Genomic DNA, 18,013 nt, shown 5'->3' with positions numbered 1-18,013 from the left:
CCCATAGGGAGCCGTTTCGTTTCCAGGTTAATGCTTTCGGGCCGCTGCCTGTTGCGCGAGCCACGCCATACAGAAATCCACTGCGCCGCCGAACGGTTCGGCCCGCAACACATAGCGGCGTTCGCCATCCGCGTTGCGATCGATCACATCGAAGGCTTGCGCATCCGACAGCGTAGTCGGCCGGCGGCCATCCGTCGCACCGGTAGTCGCGACGATCTCGAATTCCCCCAACAACAAGCGAAAGGCCATCATCGTTCTCCGAATGAGGCCCGGCGCAATACGCCCCGGCGGGGACGTATCCCCACCGGGCGAAAAATAAAATGTCGGCAAGCGCCGACGAATCAATCCAGACTAGCGCGCCCACTCGCGTCCGGTCGGACGCACAGCACGCACATCAGGCCGTGGCGAACTCACCGCGGGCGGCCGGTCCACGCTTTGCTGCATCCACTCGTCGGCGAAATCCGTCCCACGCCGTTTCGGTCGATGCACAATCGCTGCATACCCGTCGGCGCGCAGCCGCTTCGCAAGCTCCACGCCGGCCGATACGCCCGGCGACTTACCCGTCTTCGGATCCATCTCGTCGTAATCGACGAAGATGTGCACGACCCGGATGCCGAAGCCGTCCGGCACGACAAACTGGCTGAGCAACACCCGATTCAGGCAATACCAGACCGGAACATCGAACAGCATGTGCGCCGCGTATGCAGTTTCCAGCCCTTCCGCGACCCCGATCTCACCGTCAACCGGCTCCATCAGGCGCACCGCACCGCCCGCAAGCGGATTGAGCGTCTTGTCGTTGAGCTTCGGCTTCAGGATCTCGCCATCGGGCGAGACGATCTGTGCCTTTGCCGGTACAGCCGGATCGAGGAAGGTGCGATGCAGTGTCCCCAACTGGCCGTCCGGCCGCTCGTAGCGAGCGACGATGCCGGGCCACTGCCCGAGCACCTTGCCGTCATGCCAGTAGTCGAGCGTGCCAAGGCGCAGCGCCGGCGACGGCGCGGCCCGAAGCCCCGGGATACGCGCATGCAGGTAGCGCATCGCGTGATCGCCGATCGACAGCTGCCGCGCTGCGCTCCAGATGCCCTTGAGGCGCTTTTCGACAAACGCCCGGCTTGCGGGACGCCTGCCGCTCGGTGCGGGTGCGCTCGACGTCGATCGGCTGACCGGCATGACCGGCCCAGTACCGGACAACTCCCGCATCAACTGAACAAAACCGATGCCGGTCGTGCGACAGATCAGCTGGAGGCCGTCGCCGGCCATCGGATGACCGTTGTTGCACTGACGGCATACCCAGTCGCCACGGCCGTTCTTGTTGTCATAGGTGAAGCGGTCGTGACCGCCACACATGGGACACGGGCTGCCCTTGCCGCGCAATGCACTCTCGGGCACTCCGTACCGCTGGAGCAGCGAGAGCCATTGCTCGGGCGTGAGCTTGATGTCCTTTGCATTCATGGGTCACTCTCCTTGGGAAGTAGTGAGGTGGGTCGGTGCCTGAGACAGGCGGGGAAACGCTTGCTCAACGAAGCCAGGCGCAGGCGCGCGCGGGCTTGGTTCAGCAACGTGATCGGCACGGAAGGAAGCGGGAAGCGTCGTGTGTGACACGCCCGACGGGCGCGCCACACATCAACGGTGAGGAAATACAGAAAGACAGGTGAGAATGTTCGGGATCAGATTGCCGCCCACGCCGCGCGTGGCAAATGGGGCGCGAACGGGATGTCGTCGTCCATGGAATCGAACCCGCCACCACCGCCATACGACGCCGTGGTTCGCGAGGCCGACGGTTGCAATCCGGCTCGCGACGACGGTTGCGGCTGCGCCGCCGTTCGCGGTGCCGCCGTACGCTCGCCATTCACTGGCGCCGTGCGACGAGAACCGCCCTCGGCGCCATCCGCGCCATAGCCATCCCGTTGCGTCTGACCGCCGCGCCCGCCGAGCATCTGCATCTGGTCGGCCACGATCTCGGTCGAGTAGCGATCCTGCCCGTCCTGGCCTTGCCATTTGCGGGTGCGGATACGCCCTTCGACATAGATCGACGAGCCTTTCTTCAGGTGTTCGCTGACGATCTCGGCCAGCCGACCGAAAAAGGAAATGCGATGCCATTCGGTCGCTTCCTTGTAGTCGCCGGACGCTTTGTCCTTGTAGCGATCGGTCGTCGCGAGCCGCACATTCGCAACCGCATCGCCGCTCGGCAGATACCGCACCTCAGGATCGGCTCCGAGATTGCCGACGAGAATCACTTTGTTCACTGATGCCACGAGGGCCTCCATTACTTAGAAATTGACCATATCCACTTGTCCCACATGGCCTGTCGTCCGTTCACGATCTTCGGTGTGCCGTCCTGACGGAAAGCCGGCACCTTGATCTTGCGCAGACGACGGACCGTCACGCGATCGCCCACCTGACACCGACACTCGGCAATCGCGTCTTTCAACCCCTCGCCCTGCAACGTGCGTTCGCCGTGCGCGGTATCGAGTCGTAACGCAAAGGAGGTGTAGGAACGCGCGCCATTCGAATTGCGATCGGAAAAGCGATCCTCGCCCCACCAGGCGATGCGGCCAACGACGGGCGCGGAACTCTGCGTGTCGTCGCGGCCACCGCGAGATGCGTGCCGCGCGGGCGGCATCGGATCGTCACGGGGCGCATCGTTGACAGTGGACGGGCCGGCCTGAGGAACGTTCTCAGAAGCCGGCTGGCCGACACGACGGATCGCGGTCGCGATCGCCTCTTTCAGCGCGCACCGATGCTCGGCGCGCATCGACCAGTGCGGTGTCAGCTCGGGCAGGATCTTGAGACCGAACGCCGTGTCGCCGGTGTGTTCGTCGAACGCCGGTTCAAACTCGACCACGCAATCGCCTTCGTCGACAAACAAATGCGGCACGCCGTCGATCGTGATCCGCGTTTCGTTCGCCGCGCCCTGTCCGACCACTCGCGGCGTCTTCGGATGCGCGTGCGTGACGGGCGATTCGGGCCGGCGGTCATTCGGCTTTCCCGGGAAGAGGTCGCCCAGCACACGGGCCAAAAGACCTGCTGGATGTGCCATGCGCCCTCCTACAACAACGAACCGAAGCAGATGCGCTTCAGTTCGCCGAGGTCGCGCGCCAACAGCGGCGTGTTCAGGATCACGTCCTGCATGGTCTCCGGATCGATGCCGTTGACTCCGCAGACATACGCGTACGGCAACGCGCCGTGCCAGTAACCCATGATCCAGCCGAGGGTCGCGAAGTAGTCGTCGATGTCGATCTTGCGATTGCGCAGCCGCTCCGACAACAGATTGGCGCAATCCATCAGCGATTCGGGCATCCGATCGCCACGCCGGCTATCGCACGCGAGCGAGATCAGCGCGTCGATCATCTGCTCGCGCGCGCTTGCACTCCAGTGCTGCGGATCGGGAAGCGGATCAGGCTTGGGGGGTAAGAGGACGACGGGGTTCTCCCCGCCGAAGATATCGAGCTGCCAGGCAGCCACATGCGTTTCCATGAGATGGCTCCGGTATAGCCGGGCAACCTCATTACCGGCAGCCGGGAATGGGTTCCCGGCGCGGGTAGAGGACGCAGGCCGAACGATGTGATCCGTTCGGCCTGCGGGGGGGATGGGGTGCCCTATCGGGAACCCGTTTCCAGCGGACGTACGACGGCCGATTTGGCGTATTGCCGGCTCGGCGTCGTGGGTTCAGCGACATCGTCGTTCGCAGCGGCGCGTTGCTTCACGAGCCGGGCAGCGTCCGCTGCTTCAGCACGCTCCGCGGCTTCCGCCTCTTGCATCGCCGTGCGTTGCTTGGCGATTTCGCCACGAAGCCAGTTGCCCGCAATCAACACGAGCAGCCCGACGACGAACAGCGACATCGAGGCGATGTAGACCACCATACACAGTGCCAACACCTTGAACGGCGACCGGATGGCGTTCTTGCACAGGAGCTTCAGCATTTTTCTCTCCAGAAAAAATGACGCACAAGGGAATGTCCGGACTCACGTCCGGCGGTTTCGATGCTCGATCGAGCAAGGAAATCGGCGCGAAGCGCTGTCGTACCGACCCGAGCGGATCGGACCGGTACGGCAAGGCTTTACGTCGATGGAACAGGGCAGGCGCGACACCGGACTGAACCGGCGGCGGATGGACGTAGCCCGTCGGCTACGAAGGTCGATGCGTCGAAACAACGCGAGATAACCCCAGCGTAATACACGTCCGGCCGTCGGTCCGCTCGAATGCTCGCGAATCCGATGCGGCTTTCGAGACGATGGCGATTCGCTGCCTCCACGCGCGCCGCACCTTAACCGGTTAAGCCCCTTCAGGCGAAAAGCTACCTAAAAACCTATCGCTTTTCGGCCGAAGCCACGCCGACTTGACTTCGAAAATGCCGCAGCAAAATGAAATCGTCATTCATCGCCAGGGAAACCGCTCATGTATATCCTCGAGTACCTCATTATCATTTTTGTGTTTTGGCAGGGTTATCGCCGCCTGCGCGACCGCACCATGGCGAAATCGCCGCCACCGCGGAAAACCTACGCCCGCGCATCGGGCGACGCCGGCGAAGCGCGAGTGCTCACCGAACTGCAATCGGTCCTGCCGTGGCTCTGCGGCGACGACTACTACGTCCACCCGTCGCCGGTGCTGCTGCACCACGCACCCGGTACGGCATTCCCTACGGCCGAGGTCGATCACCTGGCAATCACACCGTTCGGCATCTTCGTGATCGAAACGAAGCACTGGTCCGGCCGCATCGAACGGGGCGCGGATGCGAACACGGTTCGCTGTCATCTGCCCGATGGCAAGGTCGACGAGCGCCGTTCGCCGCTGGCACAAAACCGCGCGAAAGTCGCGTTCCTTCGCGCGATGCTCCCCGCGGTCTGGGACGTTCACGGCGTCGGCGTATTCGCCAACGGCGCCTGCACCGTCGCCCCGTCGCTGCCGTTGAGCCTGATCCGCGTGAACGATCTAGCGCACTGGCTTCGGACGAAGAAGGAGGAGCACGAACGCGCCCACAAGCCCGCGATCTCCGTGCAGCAAGCACGAGCCGCCATTCGGAAACTCTCGATCGACGATCCAAATGGCATCGAGTTGCGTAAGCATCAATTGCGCGTTTCGCAACAATCGAGGGGTTGAGTATTTCGGCCCGGTTGCCGAAAAGATGTGTTTGTCACTGGATTGCCATTCATGAAAAAGCAGGGTGAATTCATCCCGCTTTTCACCCGCTCGCCGAGAAATCGCGGCGTATTCTCGGGGTCATAGCCCGCCCGCCATTCGCTTTGCATACATCCCTGAGCGACCGACGATCGGGTCGGCGCGCCCGACTATTTTTTCTGGAGAGAGAAATTGAACCCAAGCCATCTTCCCCCGCCAAACAGCGGTTCAGTATCCGGCGCGCCTGCGAGCCCGCCCGCACTCGGACACATGGAGCTCGCCGGACGCTTCGCTGAAGTCATGCGCACTGCCGTCGTCAGCCATATCGAACGCCACGGCGACACGCCCGCCAACCGCGATTGGGCGCGTGAAACCGCGTACGAGTATCTCGCCCGCACATTCCAACGATCGAAATCCGTCATCCGCCTGTACATCCGGGTCTACGAGAAATTTTCGACCAACCTCGATGCGGTAAACATGTTGACCTTTCGCGACATCGCGTTGCTGCTCGGCGGAGAGTTTATCGACAAGGTCGTCGCCGCGCGGCGTGAGCATCCCGAGCTGGGCACGGCCGACATCGCAGCTCTGCTCGCGAACGACCGAAAACAGTCGAACACGCCGAACACCATTCGAACCTGAGCCAAGCGACCTATGAACGCAAGAAATCTTCCCGCGAAGCCCCTGCCCGACGCCGAATTCAACCCGACCATTCCCGACGATCCGTCTATTCTCGGCGACGAGGCGGACGAGCCGTTCGACCTGTCCACCACCTTCGCCCATATTCCGAGCCAGCGTGAGCTGAGCAAGGTCGCGCGCTCGACGTTTGGCGATCTGCCCGAGGCCCTGATCCGGACGGTCGTCCAGGAGAGCGAGGAAGTCGCGCACTCGACACGCAAGATTCTGCAAGAGCACATGCGGATCGGCGGGAACTTCGTCCACATCCTGACGAGCGTCGTGGGGCACTACGTCACCACGCTGGGCGACACGCGCGCGGTGCGTGACCGTGCAAAATCGCTGGTGTACGGCTATTTGACCAAGACCTTCCGCAAATCGAAAGAGTCCGTTCGCCTGTATATCCGCTGTTACGAGAAGTTCTCCACGAACATCGGCGCGGTACAGATCCTCACGTTCAGCGATCTGGCACTCCTCGTCGGCAACGACATTGGCAACGACGTCGTTGAAATGGTGATGGACGCACGGCGCGACAACCCGGATCTGTCCAAGCGGGAAGTCGAGAAGCTGATCGCCGACTACCGGGACAGGCTCGATGAGAAGGACAGCCGCATCGGCGCCATCACCGATGAACTGATGACCGCGGTCGGCCAGCTGGATGTCGCACAGCATGAAATCAAGCGCCTGACGAAATCTCTCGAAGCGGTCCGACTGGAACAGGCACAGGAACGCGAAAATGCTGACGCCACCTCGGTCGAATTCGCATCGGTGAGCAAGCAGGTCAGCACCTTGCAGCACGAACTCGCCAATCGGGAACGCGAAGTCGAGCAGATCACCCGGGAGCTGGCGCAGCTTCGCGCGAATCCGCTGAAAGAAAAGATACCTGTTCCGACGCTGCCGGACGCGTACCAGAATCTGTCGGATGCGCTCGAAGCGAAGATGGCCGAGCTGAAGGACGTGACGGTGCGGCTGGATGAAAAGACGGCCGAGTTGAGCGAACTCGAGGAAAAGGCCAAGGCGCAGCAGTCCGCGATCGAGGCCAGCGCGGCGCTGGAAGCGAGGGTGCGCAGCTTGATCGAGAAATTCGGGGTATTCGTGCAGGACTATCACAGCGCGCAGTTGCTGGTGACCGCCGACGGGAACCCGGCGCGATTCCGCAACCTGTTTCAGGCGCTGGCCGATCTGATCGGCAAGTTCCACGACGAGGTGGATGCCGCCGCTCAGGCAGTTTGAGGGGACGGGCGCGCATGCGCCCGCGAATACCGAACCACGAGAGAAAAAAAAGAATGCATCAAAAGACCCCACGGGACGCTTACCGATCCGTCGAACGGCACTACGTGCCTGAGTGGCTCACCCATCGCATCCAGGTCGCGAACTTCGATCTGGTCGATCATATGATCTGGCTGCTGCAGGAAGCGGGCGGCTTCAACGAGATCCTCCGGGTCGAGCGCAAGGAAATCGAGCACTTCACCCACAACGCGCAGTCGTTGCGCAACCTGCTGCGTACGCCGTTCTTGATGATCGCGCCCACGCTGGAAACGGTCGAGGACTGGCGTGGCTTCATCGATGAGACGCCCACCACGCTCGCCGTCGACGAGCTGCGCCGCAAGCTCCCGCCGATGCGAGCGATGACCCGCCATATGGTCGAGCAGCACAACCGGATCTTTGTGGACCTCATTACGAGCGTCATCCACATGAACGTGCTCGCCGCGCCGCTTCTGGGCATTACGACCGAACTCGCGAACTATCTGGTATCGGTGCCGCCGTACAAGCTGCGTCTGGCGCTGCGGCGCATGCAAGGGCTGCCCTTGTTCCGCTGGCGCTTCAACACGCCGGCCTTCTGGTATCAGTTCACGGCCAAGACCTTGACCGACGAGATGGTCGCGCATCACCTGATGCAAACGTCGCCGATCCGCATCGGTGATCTGCCGCGCGCTTCCGGCTGGGTCGATCTGCGACAGCCAAGGGAGAAGAACGAGATGTACGCGTACGCGATGATGGCGTACAAATGCCGTGCGTCGACCGTGGCATCGTTGTTCAGGCTGAATCAGAATGCGATGCGCCAACGCTACTTCGAAATGCACGGCGTCAGCTCGCCATGCGGCAATATCCCGACGTCGCTCACCTGGTTCGTGGAAACGCCGCATAACCGGCTCCACGCGACGATCTACACCTGGCTGTACCGGGCCGCTCTCGATGCGGGCGCGAACGGGCCCGAAGCACTGATTGCGACCAACGACCTGTATGAACTGCTGTTCGATGGCGGCGCTGTCATCTCGGCCGACCGAGGCTGCAACCTGACGCGCGCGATGGCGGCCGATACCCGGCTCGCGATCGCGCCCTGCCGCATCTGCCGTACCCACTATGTCGTCAGTAACAACGACTCGAAAATCGAAATGCAGCATAGCTTCGATTGCCCGGCGTGCAACAACCAGCTCGGGCCGAAGCGTCGCGTGAGCCGCCCACGGAGCGAAAATGCCCAATCCTGATCGCGCCGACCTCATACCGGCCGGGTTCGTCGTCTTTAGCTCAGATGGCAGGGTGCAATTCGGCTGGCTCAACCCGGAAACGAACGAGTTTTGTGCAGAGGCCGACGGCCGACACATTCCGAACGCGGTTGGCGCCATCCCATGGGTCGCCGACCATATGCACTGAGGGCGCGTGATGGAAGACTTTGCCTACCTGTGCGCCGACAGCAACGCCGCGTGGCTCGCGGGCCGTGGCGATGGTCGCTATGAGCGGTATGAGCGCTTCTATCACGCGCAGCGTGCGACTCATGCCGATGGTTTCGATCTGGAGCAGATCAACGAGCAGTACGGGGAATGGGCCGGTCGACGGTCATCCGTCGCGCTCGCCGCATTCAATGCCCCGTGGGTCGGCAAGGTGGCGGTCGCGGGCTGCTGCGCCTATCTCGGTAGCCACATCGTCCCCGTGATCAGCGCACGCGCGCCGCAAGCAACCAGCATCATGCTCGCCGCCGCATTCATCGGGATGCGGATCTTCCACCGGCGGCGCAAAGCCACGTAACGCATCAGGTCGCGAAATTGGCATCCCTCGGCGCGATCGCTTAAGACGACGCGAAATTCGTCCGTTAAATATAATCGCGCGCTTCGGTGGCGGTTCAAAGAACCACGACGGGATGACGTTCACGCGCCGCGCGACAACTTGACTTCGCGCGGCGCTCGATAAGATGAAATCAAGGCGGCACAGAGGGTGCGGCCACTACAAAACGAGGAACAAAAAAATGAAGAAAATCGCAAGCACCAGCCTCACGGCACTGTCGCTCGCGGCAGCAATGGCGCTCGCCGCTTGCGGCGGCGGCGGTGGTGACAGCGGCAGTGCATCCACGCCCTCCAATGGCTCGGGCCCGACGCCCCCACAACAGACTGTGACGAGCGGTAATGTCTCAACGCCACAATATGCCGCTAACAGTATGCAACTGGCGGCATTCAATCTGCTAAACCAATATCGCCAACAGTGTGGCTTCCCGGCGCTGACCGAAAACACCTTTCTCGACCAAGCAGCTCAGAATCACGCGCAGTATCTGGGACTCAATGGCGGCGCAATTACCGACACCGAGTCGTCGACAAATGCAGGCTTTACCGGCGTAACCTACACTGATCGGGCCGTGAAAGCTGGGTTCGTATCGGGCGCTTCGGTCGGTGGGGTGAGCGGCGGGTATTACACGAATGCGACGCTTAGCCAGACCCAATACGGCGAGCAGTTGGCCTACGATTGGATGTCTGGCGTTTACCACATCGGCGTCGCGGCATGGCCCGTCACCGAGGTCGGTATTGGGTTCAACCAGACGGCGTATAACGGTTATCCAGAGATTCAAGCGACGCTCAGCTTCGCCAATGAGGCAAAGACGATTACGTCGAACGGGCCGATAACGTTTCCGTGTCAGGGCACGGCAGGGGTTGCCTACTCGGCCGGTGGAGAGACTCCCCTTCCGCCGAATACGTCTGGCAACTGGGGAACGCCCATCGCGATTGCAGGCAACCTGACTGATACCATCGTGTTGTTGTCTGCAACACTGACTCCAGTATCGGGAGGCAGCCCCCTGAATCTGCAATTGCTGGACTCAGCCAATGACCCGAATAAGCTCCTGCCTGCATATCAGGCGGTGGCCTATCCCACCACTCCGTTGTCGCCGAATACTGCTTACTCAGTGTCGATCAGTGGCACGGTAAATGGAACGCCTTTTTCGCGTAACTTCACTTTCACCACCGGGAATGTCATCGGTTAAGTCGATATCGGGCCTCCCGCCGTCATCGGCGGGTTGACTGTGCCGATGATACAAGGGGCTGCTGCCGCAAGCCCCTTGTCGCACACAATCGGTTACGGCCCGCAGGTCACTTGAAGCGGATTACTATGCAACTGGTTAAGCGTCGAAGCGACCAAGTGCGGAGCCGACGCCGGGCATGCGTACCAAAACACCTCTCCTCCATTGCCGTGAGTCGCCGCAACATCACTGTCGCGTGGCCTGACAATCGCAGCTCCATAAGTCCACTGATCGTTTACCCAATACAAGACCATGCCGGCTGGAGCAGTTGCATTCATGTCATTGGAACCGCCGTCATAGCCGACAATGAATGACTGAGGTGTAGACCAGTAATAGGTCTGCGCACCAACGCCATGGTTGTCAGATCCAGTACTACTCTCAATATACTTCCCCCCCGCTAACGAATAGGTGCAACTCCAATCTGTAGGCCCAGGCCGGAGATACCAGACGGTTCCACAGTAACCGACGAACAACGCGGGCGTGTTGCTAGGCGGTTGAGGAGCGTCCGGGGAACACCCGAGTCCAACCCAACTCGCCCCATTCCAAACCGGTGGCGACGTCTGATCGTAGCCGGCAGGACAAGTCGGCGGCGCCTGATAATTGCACTGCGGTGCCGACCACTGCGACCCCTGCCAAGCCGATGCCGAAACCGTGGTCCATCCTAGTCCAGTCGGACACTGCGGCTGCGGAATCGGCGCGCGCGAAATCGGCGTCGTGCACGTCGAGTCCTGGTTCCCGTAGGAGCAACGCGCAGGCCCGGCTAGGGCTGCACTGGCCCATCCTGTCATCGCAAATAACAGCGCTACACGCGCCACCGCCAGTATTCTGTTCAATTTTCACTCCTAGTAGGCGCAGTATGTCGTAGCGACAGCGGCACTCCAGACTGGGCTTCCGCTTCCGTCGGTAATGGAAATTGTCCATGGCCCCGCTCCGAACGCGTTTAAGTTCAGGACCGCAGTCGGATCGATATAGATCTGCTGGGATGCCAGCAACACTTCAGGCGTCCCGCCCGCATTGCACATCGGTGCAGGCACAACAGTTCCGTGCGCGACGATATATCGTCCGTACTGCTGCCACGACCCGCCAATCGGCAGCCAAACGCGCAGCCCGCTAATCGGGTCTCGCTGACAGGACAAGACCATCCCCGAGCCGTCAGCCGCCGAAGCGATCGACGTTCCGGAACACGCGTTACGCGGCCACGCCACACTCCCCAAAGTCGCCGTGCCGGTGATCGTCGCGTCGCCGTTGACGGTCGCCGTCCCTGTGTTGATCGGCGCGGGGGCCGTCCCAGCCGCGTTTTGCACGTAGAGCGTGCCCGGCGTGCGAATCGCATTGCTGACGGCGGCGTTCGATGCGGCAAGCGTCGGCGCGGCGATGGTTCCCGTCGCGTCGATGCTGTTGACGTTGTGGAGGCTGACACCGTTGACGTTCTGATCGCCGGTCCACGTCAGCGCGCCGTCGCGGCGGATGTACACCGAATTGCCGTCCGTCGTCGGGCCGTTGGTCGCCATCACCACGGCGGCCGGCGTGCCCACCACTGGGTTATTCGCCGTCCATGCGCCGTTCAAGCCCGTCACGGTCGCCGGGTTCTGCGCCTTCGAGAACCCGAACGCGTTGCCCGCCGCCTGCGCCACAATGCCAGCGCTCCGCACGTCCGGTTTGCCGTTCTTCATCACTGGCTTGGACGGATACAGCGCATAGCCCACATGGCAGCCGGTCGGCGCGGTGAGGCACCCGGCCGGCCCGACGCTCATCGCGATCTGGTACGTCCCGCCCCAAAACGGCCCCGGTGCGTAGCTCGCCTTCAAGTAGCCCAGCGACTGCAAATCGGCCAGCGTCGGCGGGGTGATCGTGGCGGGACCGCCCGCCACCAGGGTGCCGTAATGATCGGTCACCCAGTTCGACAATGCCGCATTGATCAGCGCCTCGTTCTGGCCTTCCGTCGTCAGCACCATCGTCCGGCGCTTGGCGACATCGTCCTTAATTCCCTGAATCGTGAGCAACGCCATCGCCACTAGGACGACCGCCATCTCCAAGATGCTGAACATGACGAGCCTTAGTTGTCGTGCGTCGCGTACATTTCAATGGTCGCCGTCGGACCGGCCGAACTACACGCCTTCCCGGCCTGCGTCGCGTCGAACGTCGTGGACGGACCGGATACCGTCGTGCTGTTGATCCTGACCATCGAATACACCCCGGCGACGGCACCCGCCGCCAGTGAACAAACGGTTGCCGGCACCGGGTACGACAACACGATCGCATCCGTGCCCGAAATCACCGTGCCCGGTGCGGCCGTCACGGCGCCACCAAAGATGCCCATCAGCGTGCCGGACGAGACGTTCAGGCGCGAACCGGCCGAATCGAATGCGTGGTTCTGCGCGAGCGTCTGCAGCGACTCGCTCGAGTAGTCGATATCGGTCGCGGTCGCGTCCTGAATGCCGCTGCGGAACAGCTGCGCCTCGCTCTTGAATTGGTGCGCGTGAATGCGATCCATCACGTATCCGCGCCCCACCAATACCGCGAGGGCCAACAGCGCAGCGCCACCCATAACGGCGGCGGCCTCAATGATCGACAGTTCGCCGGATTGCTTGCGGCGACGCGCGATCCGTCGCCAGTAAGCCTTGTCGTCGAAGGAATGAATCTTGTACATGTCGGTCCTTAAAAGGGTTTAGCGATGGAGGGGGAGCTATCAAAACTGACGGCGCCGGTGAGCACATACGAGCCCACGCCGAGCGTGAGAAAGGCGAGCGCCGCAAACCCGAGCAGCACGTAGTGGGTGATCTTCGCGTTGCGTCGCACCGTCTCGACGACGCGATCGAGCGAGTTCTGGCCGAGATCCTTGATCGACTCAACGAACTGGTCACGGCTGGCCGCGTCGGTCATGATGTCTATCGTCGCCTCGGAAAAGATGCCGGTGTCGAGCGCGCGCATCGGTTGATCGGGATCGATGGTCAAACGCACGCTCATGCGCTTCAGATGCCATCGCAGCCATGGATCGGCGGAGGTAATCAGCTTGTCCAGCGCCGCGCGCAAGGTCAGGTTCGAATCGAACAGGCCCGCGAGCGACACAATCAGCAACGCGGCCCGCAGGTCGCGCCGATTGCGCCACATCAGCGGCATCGCGTCGATTCGGTTGCGCAGCTCGCCGGTCCAGCGCTTGAGCGTATGGAAGTAACCGATCACGATGCACGCGACGACCGCGCTCGTGAGCCACCAGTAATTCGCGCAGAACGTGTCGATCGCATAGATGACCTTGCCGGAGGTCGACCACTGATCGAGCGGCTTGACGTCGAGCGTGGCCGGAAGGATCTCCGAGCCGAACATCACGCAGAAGCCGTACAGGTACACCAGCAGAAAGGCGGGATAGGCCATTTGCATCGCGGTGGTCGCCGACAGCACGCCCTTCGCGTGCGCGGCCATCTCCGCCAGTTCCAGGCCCCGCACTGCAGCGTCGTCCTTCGGCGACTGACCGGCCAGCTCCAGCAGCACGAATTCGTCGTTCGGGATGAACGGCTTGATCGCAGTCGCAAAATCGTCGCCCGCCTGCATCCGCTGCGCGATTTGCTGGAACACCAGCCACACCAGATTCTTCCGGCCCCGATGACGCTTTTCGAGCGTCGTGAGCCGCTCCAGCAGCGTCTCGCTGTTGCGCAGCCCTTTCTTCGCCACGTCGAGGCGCGTCTCGCGATAGAACATCTCGCGTAGCTTCCTGAAGCGCCAGGTCGCGATGCGCAGCCGCTCGTGAGCCGGCAGCGCCATCACGATCGAATAAGCAAGCGACTTGATCACGACGGCGTCCTCCCGTCGCGATCCGGAAATACCCGGTAGGCGTCGAAGGGGCGCATCGCGTCGTTGAGGAAGCGCGGATCGACGATCCCGCACGATGCCTTGTACAGCGCGTGCTCATAGACCGTCTTGCCCGTCATGTCCGCCTCGCCAAATCCGGCCGTGCGCGAGGAGCGCCACACACGCTCGGCGCCGCGCCAGTCCCGCTCCACGACGCGATCGAGAAACTCGGGCGTCGGCCGATACAGCTCCATCGCGAGCGTCTGGCCCCTGATGCCGGCCGCGACCTTGCCCGCGCGCGTGAACAGGCCCGGACGGCGGCAGCGCTCGCAGCCGTTCTCGTCGCGGCACGCCATCTTCGACGTATCGAGGCCGAACTTGGTCTCGAGCAGCGACAACTGGTCCGGCGGCATCACGTCGCGTGCCGAGCGCTTGCAGTGCGGGCACAACAGCGGCAGCAGCTTCTGGTTGCCGACCGCATTCAGGAATTTTTCGGACGCGACCTCATCCATCGGCAGGCGCAGCCGTCCGCCGACCAGACGCATCACCGCGCCGATGATGTTGTCCGCGTGAATCGTGCCCCGCACCGGGTGGCCGGTCAGCGCCAGTTCCGCGACGAGCCCGGCCATCACCGAGTCACGCACCTCGCCGATCGTCAGGTCGTCGGGGTCCATGCGCATCAGCGTGCGGATCACCTCCGCCACCTTGCGGCTCGCCTCCTCGTCGGTCTCGCCGGGCCGCCGCTGAATCGAAATATCGGACAGCCACGGCGCCGGCACTTCCGACGGCTCGTTGACCGCGAACTGCTTGCGCAGGTCGCGATCCGGCAGCAGGTACGACAACGCGCGCAGCAGCGTGGTCTTGCCCGAGCCGGTTTCGCCCGACAGGAACGTCGCGCCCCCGCTGACCTTGCCGAGTGCGTCGATGATGTCGAGTTGGCTGCGCTCCAGCCCCATGTCCTGCGGCATCAGCACCTTGATGTGCTTGAAATTGCCGTCGAGCAGACGCAAGCCGACGTCGAACCCGCCGACGAGCGGCGAGCTTTGCCAGCGGATGTTGACGATGTCCGTATGCGCGACGAGCGGGATCATCGCCGACTGCGGCGCCGACGGCTGGAAGGTCTCGCCGGAGTTGGTGTTACGCTGGACTAGATCCTGATACGCAGCCGACAGCGCGCGACGCACGAGCGCCTTCGGCATCGTCCGGTACGAATACAGATCGCCGTCCACCCGGAAGCGCACCTCGACCTCGTCGGCAAAGTCGCGGTACTCCCAGTGGACATCGCTAGCCGTGAAGGCGTGCGCCGCTTCGATCACGTCGCGGAAGGTGCCGATTGCGCGCGACGATTCCGGCACGGCCGCGGACGCGCGTTGCTTTTCCTTGCCGTACAGCGCCGCGATCACCTCCTCACTGGCCAGCATCTCCTCGTGCACGGCAATATCGGCCCGCGCGAGATCCTTCAGGTACGTCGCGTACAGCTGGCTTTCGTGAAAGCGCTTCGTCGTCACGGCGATCGCAATCCCAGCCTGCAATTCGACTGCGATGAACTCGCGGCGCGCCGCATCGGTGATCCGCAGCGCGGCGTCCGGCCCGCGCCGACACAACACGCGCTTGAACGTCAGCGCGTCGGCCGACACGAGTTCCGGCAAGCCGCTTTTCAAGCTGTCGAACGCCGGTTCGATCAGATCGGTGCCAAGGCGGTGCACCACGGGCTCATCGTCCCGCGAGGTGGCGGTTGCATTCACAACGGGCTGAACAACCGGTTCAACGACAGGCTCGGCAACGGGCTCAACGACTGACTCAACGATCGGTTCCAGGATCGGCCCGGACGCCTCGTTGGTGCGCGTATCGGGCGGGCAATGCTCGGCCGCCCTCGCCGCGGACGCCTCCGCCGCCGCTTGGCGGTCGCCGAGGGTCGGCTCCGCACGTTCGTCGGCGATCGGCGGCGTGTCCAGCGCCGCGCCTGTCTCGCCGACCAGTTCGACATCCTCGACGTCCGCCATGCGCAGCCGCATCCCCATCGTCATCGGCTGGCCCTTCGCCGCCTGCCGCGGATGAATCGGCTGGCTCGCGCTCTGGAAGCGCGGCTCGCGTGCGCGCACCGGTGCGTCGCCGTCGTCCGGCGCCGTGCCGACGATGGGCATGGCGGCCGACGACGTGTCGGCGAAATTCGCCCGCAGGGACTTGAGACGGTGCAGGAAACCGCGCTTGGCCGGTTCGCGCGACTCCACCTCCGCAAACATGCTCATCGCGCACCTCCCTGCGGCAGCGCCACGGGCGAGGCCGGCAACGGCCCGCCGAACGGCAGCGGCGACCCGAGGTTGACCAGCGACCCGACCGCACTCGCGGACGGCGACGGGGCCGGCACGTCGGCTTGGATCGGCTCAGTCCAAGTGCGCCTGCCGTCCGACACCGTGACGACGTAGCCCTCGACTCCCTTGACGTGCCAGCCGTTCAGCAAGGTCGTGCCGACGCGGCCTGGATAGATCGCGTCGTGATACGTGTACAGCACGTAGTTGCCGGGGCTCACGCCCGAGTCGTCGCGATAAGCGCCCACGAAGGTCACGGGTTCGGAACGCGCGTGACGCGCAGGCTTATCGGCGGCCACCGGCGCGGGTTTAGCCGCAACCGGCGCGCTTGCAACCAGCGCCGGCTGCGGCAGTGTCATGGCGCCGGGCGCCGGCGCATTGCCGGACAACTGTCGGGCGATGTTGGCCCGCGCCATGTCCGAAATATCGTCGATCGACAGCTGCGGCTTCGCCGGCTCGGCCTGCGCGACCACGGCCACGCCGGCACATGCGACGACGAGGGTTCGCTTAATCCAGCACATAGTATTTGCCCTTAGCGGTGAAATGAACGCCGTTCGGCGTGTCGCCCTGTTCATTGCTCTTCGATGCCCCCGTGCCGTCATTCAGGCGCAGTTCGACCTTGAGCGAATCCAGTGTCAGGTTGGGCGGCAGCTTCGCGAGCAGCGGCGCCTGCCAGCGAAAACCCTCGATCGTCCAGTCGCCCTGACGGATCAGGTGCGCGGGACGCCCGCGCACCTCGCCGGCGACCGGCAGCGGCAACAGCGGCTTGGCTTCGTCGAGCTTCACGGAGTAGCCGTACGCCCGAATTTCGAACGGACGAGTCGACATGCGCTGCGGCGGCGATTGCAGCAGGTCGATCAGCGCTTGTTCCGACGGCCACTGCGCCGCATCTTTCAGGGAGACCGCGGCAACGTGCGGAACCGCCGCGCCGCGCGCCGCAAGCGTCAGCCCGTCCCGCGCAAACGAAACCGGCCACATCGACGGCGACGCCTCCCGCTCGAAGTCCGCAAAACTGCCGCCCTGACGCCGATAGCGCACCGTGCAGAATCCGGACGTCGGGCAGTCGACGCTGTCGAAGACCCAACCGGCCACAACCGCCTGGCTCCGGCCGACCGCCTCGAGCAGCGCCGGTGCGAGCGCCGACGCGCGCGGCATCGCGCGCGCGAAGGTCGAACGCACGGCGGCCGCATACTGCTCCTGAAACGTCCGGACGCGCGGCGGCGGTGGGGGGGGCGACAGCACGTCCATCAGCTGGATGCAGCCGTAGATCGCCCCCACCGCGCAAACCAGCAACGGAATCGCGGTCGGGATGCGGACCGGCAGTTTTGCGATTCGGCCGACCTTGCGGTTCGCGAGCAGCTCGCTCGCCTGAAACACCTCATCGATGTCGCCGATGCGCGCGCCCGAACCGAAGGTGGTCAAGTCCAGGTTGGCCTTCAGGCACTCCTGTTCAATCGCGAGCCGTCGGGTCGCCGCTTCTTCGAGCGACAGCACCTCGTCGCCGCGCACCGCGCCGCGCACCACGAACACCGCATGCACGCGCAGGCCGTCCTGCAGCAGCATCAATGCGGCCACACGCGACTTGATTCGTTCATGTTGCGCCACGCGGGCCGCGCCCGAATACAGGCGGGCGCCCTTCACGTCGCCCGATTCCGGCATCGCGAAGCCGCCAATCAGCTCGTCGCCGACCTTGTATTCGACGTAATGCGTCGCGCCGAAGGCGTCCGCATAGCGGCGCCGTTCGGCGCGGCCGCCCTTGACCGGGTAGGCCCGCCAATCGAGGCCGAACACGAGGCGCGCGCGCTTGTCGGTCGGCAGGGGTTCCGTGATGTGCATCATGGCG

General features: G+C 63.5%; 19 protein-coding genes. 7 read left to right on the top strand and 12 right to left on the bottom strand.

The window, feature by feature from the left end; all coding sequences use genetic code 11:
- Positions 1–27 precede the first annotated feature (27 nt).
- The 6 genes from C3Y15_RS04135 to C3Y15_RS04110 form a co-directional block, all read right to left on the bottom strand.
- The gene (locus C3Y15_RS04135) at positions 28–252 is read right to left on the bottom strand and encodes a hypothetical protein (protein ID WP_059739593.1); all 225 of its coding nucleotides are present in this window, start codon (positions 250–252) and stop codon (positions 28–30) included.
- A gap of 99 nt (positions 253–351) precedes the next feature.
- The gene (locus C3Y15_RS04130; RefSeq protein ID WP_124259800.1) at positions 352–1,452 is read right to left on the bottom strand and encodes a primase-helicase zinc-binding domain-containing protein; all 1,101 of its coding nucleotides are present in this window, start codon (positions 1,450–1,452) and stop codon (positions 352–354) included.
- 215 nt (positions 1,453–1,667) lie between these two features.
- Positions 1,668–2,255: a single-stranded DNA-binding protein gene (locus C3Y15_RS04125; RefSeq protein ID WP_124259799.1), complete on the bottom strand. Its 588-nt coding sequence runs from the start codon at positions 2,253–2,255 to the stop codon at positions 1,668–1,670.
- A gap of 11 nt (positions 2,256–2,266) precedes the next feature.
- Complete coding sequence (locus tag C3Y15_RS04120; protein WP_124259798.1) at positions 2,267–3,040, bottom strand: hypothetical protein; 774 nt, start codon at positions 3,038–3,040, stop codon at positions 2,267–2,269.
- Between the two features lie 8 nt (positions 3,041–3,048).
- Complete coding sequence (locus C3Y15_RS04115) at positions 3,049–3,477, bottom strand: hypothetical protein (RefSeq protein WP_059475338.1); 429 nt, start codon at positions 3,475–3,477, stop codon at positions 3,049–3,051.
- Between the two features lie 122 nt (positions 3,478–3,599).
- Positions 3,600–3,923, bottom strand: a complete 324-nt coding sequence (locus C3Y15_RS04110) for a hypothetical protein (protein ID WP_124259797.1) — start codon at positions 3,921–3,923, stop codon at positions 3,600–3,602.
- Positions 3,924–4,398: 475 nt separating this feature from the next.
- Between C3Y15_RS04110 and C3Y15_RS04105 the strand changes: the two genes are divergently transcribed.
- The 7 genes from C3Y15_RS04105 (at position 4,399) to C3Y15_RS04075 (ending at position 10,039) form a co-directional block, all read left to right on the top strand.
- Positions 4,399–5,100 (top strand): nuclease-related domain-containing protein, encoded by a 702-nt coding sequence (locus tag C3Y15_RS04105; RefSeq protein WP_243860184.1) that lies wholly within the window; start codon positions 4,399–4,401, stop codon positions 5,098–5,100.
- 210 nt (positions 5,101–5,310) lie between these two features.
- The gene (locus C3Y15_RS04100) at positions 5,311–5,757 is read left to right on the top strand and encodes a hypothetical protein (protein ID WP_124259796.1); all 447 of its coding nucleotides are present in this window, start codon (positions 5,311–5,313) and stop codon (positions 5,755–5,757) included.
- Between the two features lie 12 nt (positions 5,758–5,769).
- Complete coding sequence (locus C3Y15_RS04095; protein ID WP_124259795.1) at positions 5,770–7,023, top strand: hypothetical protein; 1,254 nt, start codon at positions 5,770–5,772, stop codon at positions 7,021–7,023.
- Between the two features lie 53 nt (positions 7,024–7,076).
- On the top strand, positions 7,077–8,279 hold the full coding sequence (locus C3Y15_RS04090) for a FlhC family transcriptional regulator (RefSeq protein ID WP_059475342.1): 1,203 nt from the start codon (positions 7,077–7,079) through the stop codon (positions 8,277–8,279).
- The gene (locus C3Y15_RS04085) at positions 8,266–8,445 is read left to right on the top strand and encodes a hypothetical protein (protein WP_124259794.1); all 180 of its coding nucleotides are present in this window, start codon (positions 8,266–8,268) and stop codon (positions 8,443–8,445) included. The genes C3Y15_RS04090 and C3Y15_RS04085 overlap by 14 nt, the downstream gene beginning before the upstream one ends.
- A gap of 9 nt (positions 8,446–8,454) precedes the next feature.
- A complete protein-coding gene (locus tag C3Y15_RS04080; RefSeq protein WP_060092834.1) occupies positions 8,455–8,817 on the top strand; it encodes a hypothetical protein in 363 nt (120 codons plus the stop codon).
- A 217-nt stretch (positions 8,818–9,034) separates the two neighbouring features.
- Entirely contained in the window at positions 9,035–10,039 is a 1,005-nt protein-coding gene (locus C3Y15_RS04075) for a CAP domain-containing protein (protein WP_124259793.1), read from the top strand.
- A gap of 878 nt (positions 10,040–10,917) precedes the next feature.
- On the opposite strand, the gene C3Y15_RS04065 is transcribed toward C3Y15_RS04075, so the two are convergent.
- The 6 genes from C3Y15_RS04065 to pilO2 are packed head-to-tail and all read right to left on the bottom strand — an operon-like array spanning position 10,918 to position 18,009.
- Positions 10,918–12,123 (bottom strand): hypothetical protein, encoded by a 1,206-nt coding sequence (locus tag C3Y15_RS04065; RefSeq protein ID WP_059475344.1) that lies wholly within the window; start codon positions 12,121–12,123, stop codon positions 10,918–10,920.
- A gap of 8 nt (positions 12,124–12,131) precedes the next feature.
- Complete coding sequence (locus tag C3Y15_RS04060) at positions 12,132–12,725, bottom strand: type 4 pilus major pilin (protein ID WP_059475345.1); 594 nt, start codon at positions 12,723–12,725, stop codon at positions 12,132–12,134.
- A gap of 8 nt (positions 12,726–12,733) precedes the next feature.
- Positions 12,734–13,864, bottom strand: coding sequence for a type II secretion system protein (locus tag C3Y15_RS04055; RefSeq protein ID WP_124259792.1), 1,131 nt, complete (start codon positions 13,862–13,864; stop codon positions 12,734–12,736).
- Positions 13,861–16,110, bottom strand: coding sequence for an ATPase, T2SS/T4P/T4SS family (locus C3Y15_RS04050; protein ID WP_124259791.1), 2,250 nt, complete (start codon positions 16,108–16,110; stop codon positions 13,861–13,863). The genes C3Y15_RS04055 and C3Y15_RS04050 overlap by 4 nt, the downstream gene beginning before the upstream one ends.
- Entirely contained in the window at positions 16,107–16,745 is a 639-nt protein-coding gene (locus tag C3Y15_RS04045) for a hypothetical protein (RefSeq protein WP_243860182.1), read from the bottom strand. The genes C3Y15_RS04050 and C3Y15_RS04045 overlap by 4 nt, the downstream gene beginning before the upstream one ends.
- A complete protein-coding gene (gene pilO2 / locus C3Y15_RS04040) occupies positions 16,678–18,009 on the bottom strand; it encodes a type 4b pilus protein PilO2 (RefSeq protein ID WP_124259790.1) in 1,332 nt (443 codons plus the stop codon). Before pilO2 ends, C3Y15_RS04045 begins: the two co-directional genes overlap by 68 nt.
- Positions 18,010–18,013: the final 4 nt, after the last annotated feature.

Origin of the sequence: Burkholderia sp. B10 (assembly GCF_004368385.1) — a bacterium.
GTDB lineage: Bacteria > Pseudomonadota > Gammaproteobacteria > Burkholderiales > Burkholderiaceae > Burkholderia > Burkholderia vietnamiensis.
This window is presented reverse-complemented; position numbering and strand designations above follow the sequence as displayed.

Bases quoted from the DNA above. Each gene is read 5' to 3' on its own strand.
- C3Y15_RS04135 (WP_059739593.1), bottom strand. From the start codon at position 252: ATGATGGCCTTTCGCTTGTTGTTGGGGGAATTCGAGATCGTCGCGACT.
- C3Y15_RS04130 (WP_124259800.1), bottom strand. From the start codon at position 1,452: ATGAATGCAAAGGACATCAAGCTCACGCCCGAGCAATGGCTCTCGCTG.
- C3Y15_RS04120 (WP_124259798.1), bottom strand. From the start codon at position 3,040: ATGGCACATCCAGCAGGTCTTTTGGCCCGTGTGCTGGGCGACCTCTTC.
- C3Y15_RS04115 (WP_059475338.1), bottom strand. From the start codon at position 3,477: ATGGAAACGCATGTGGCTGCCTGGCAGCTCGATATCTTCGGCGGGGAG.
- C3Y15_RS04110 (WP_124259797.1), bottom strand. From the start codon at position 3,923: ATGCTGAAGCTCCTGTGCAAGAACGCCATCCGGTCGCCGTTCAAGGTG.
- C3Y15_RS04105 (WP_243860184.1), top strand. From the start codon at position 4,399: ATGTATATCCTCGAGTACCTCATTATCATTTTTGTGTTTTGGCAGGGT.
- C3Y15_RS04095 (WP_124259795.1), top strand. From the start codon at position 5,770: ATGAACGCAAGAAATCTTCCCGCGAAGCCCCTGCCCGACGCCGAATTC.
- C3Y15_RS04090 (WP_059475342.1), top strand. From the start codon at position 7,077: ATGCATCAAAAGACCCCACGGGACGCTTACCGATCCGTCGAACGGCAC.
- C3Y15_RS04085 (WP_124259794.1), top strand. From the start codon at position 8,266: ATGCCCAATCCTGATCGCGCCGACCTCATACCGGCCGGGTTCGTCGTC.
- C3Y15_RS04080 (WP_060092834.1), top strand. From the start codon at position 8,455: ATGGAAGACTTTGCCTACCTGTGCGCCGACAGCAACGCCGCGTGGCTC.
- C3Y15_RS04075 (WP_124259793.1), top strand. From the start codon at position 9,035: ATGAAGAAAATCGCAAGCACCAGCCTCACGGCACTGTCGCTCGCGGCA.
- C3Y15_RS04065 (WP_059475344.1), bottom strand. From the start codon at position 12,123: ATGTTCAGCATCTTGGAGATGGCGGTCGTCCTAGTGGCGATGGCGTTG.
- C3Y15_RS04060 (WP_059475345.1), bottom strand. From the start codon at position 12,725: ATGTACAAGATTCATTCCTTCGACGACAAGGCTTACTGGCGACGGATC.
- C3Y15_RS04050 (WP_124259791.1), bottom strand. From the start codon at position 16,110: ATGAGCATGTTTGCGGAGGTGGAGTCGCGCGAACCGGCCAAGCGCGGT.
- C3Y15_RS04045 (WP_243860182.1), bottom strand. From the start codon at position 16,745: ATGAACAGGGCGACACGCCGAACGGCGTTCATTTCACCGCTAAGGGCA.
- pilO2 (WP_124259790.1), bottom strand. From the start codon at position 18,009: ATGATGCACATCACGGAACCCCTGCCGACCGACAAGCGCGCGCGCCTC.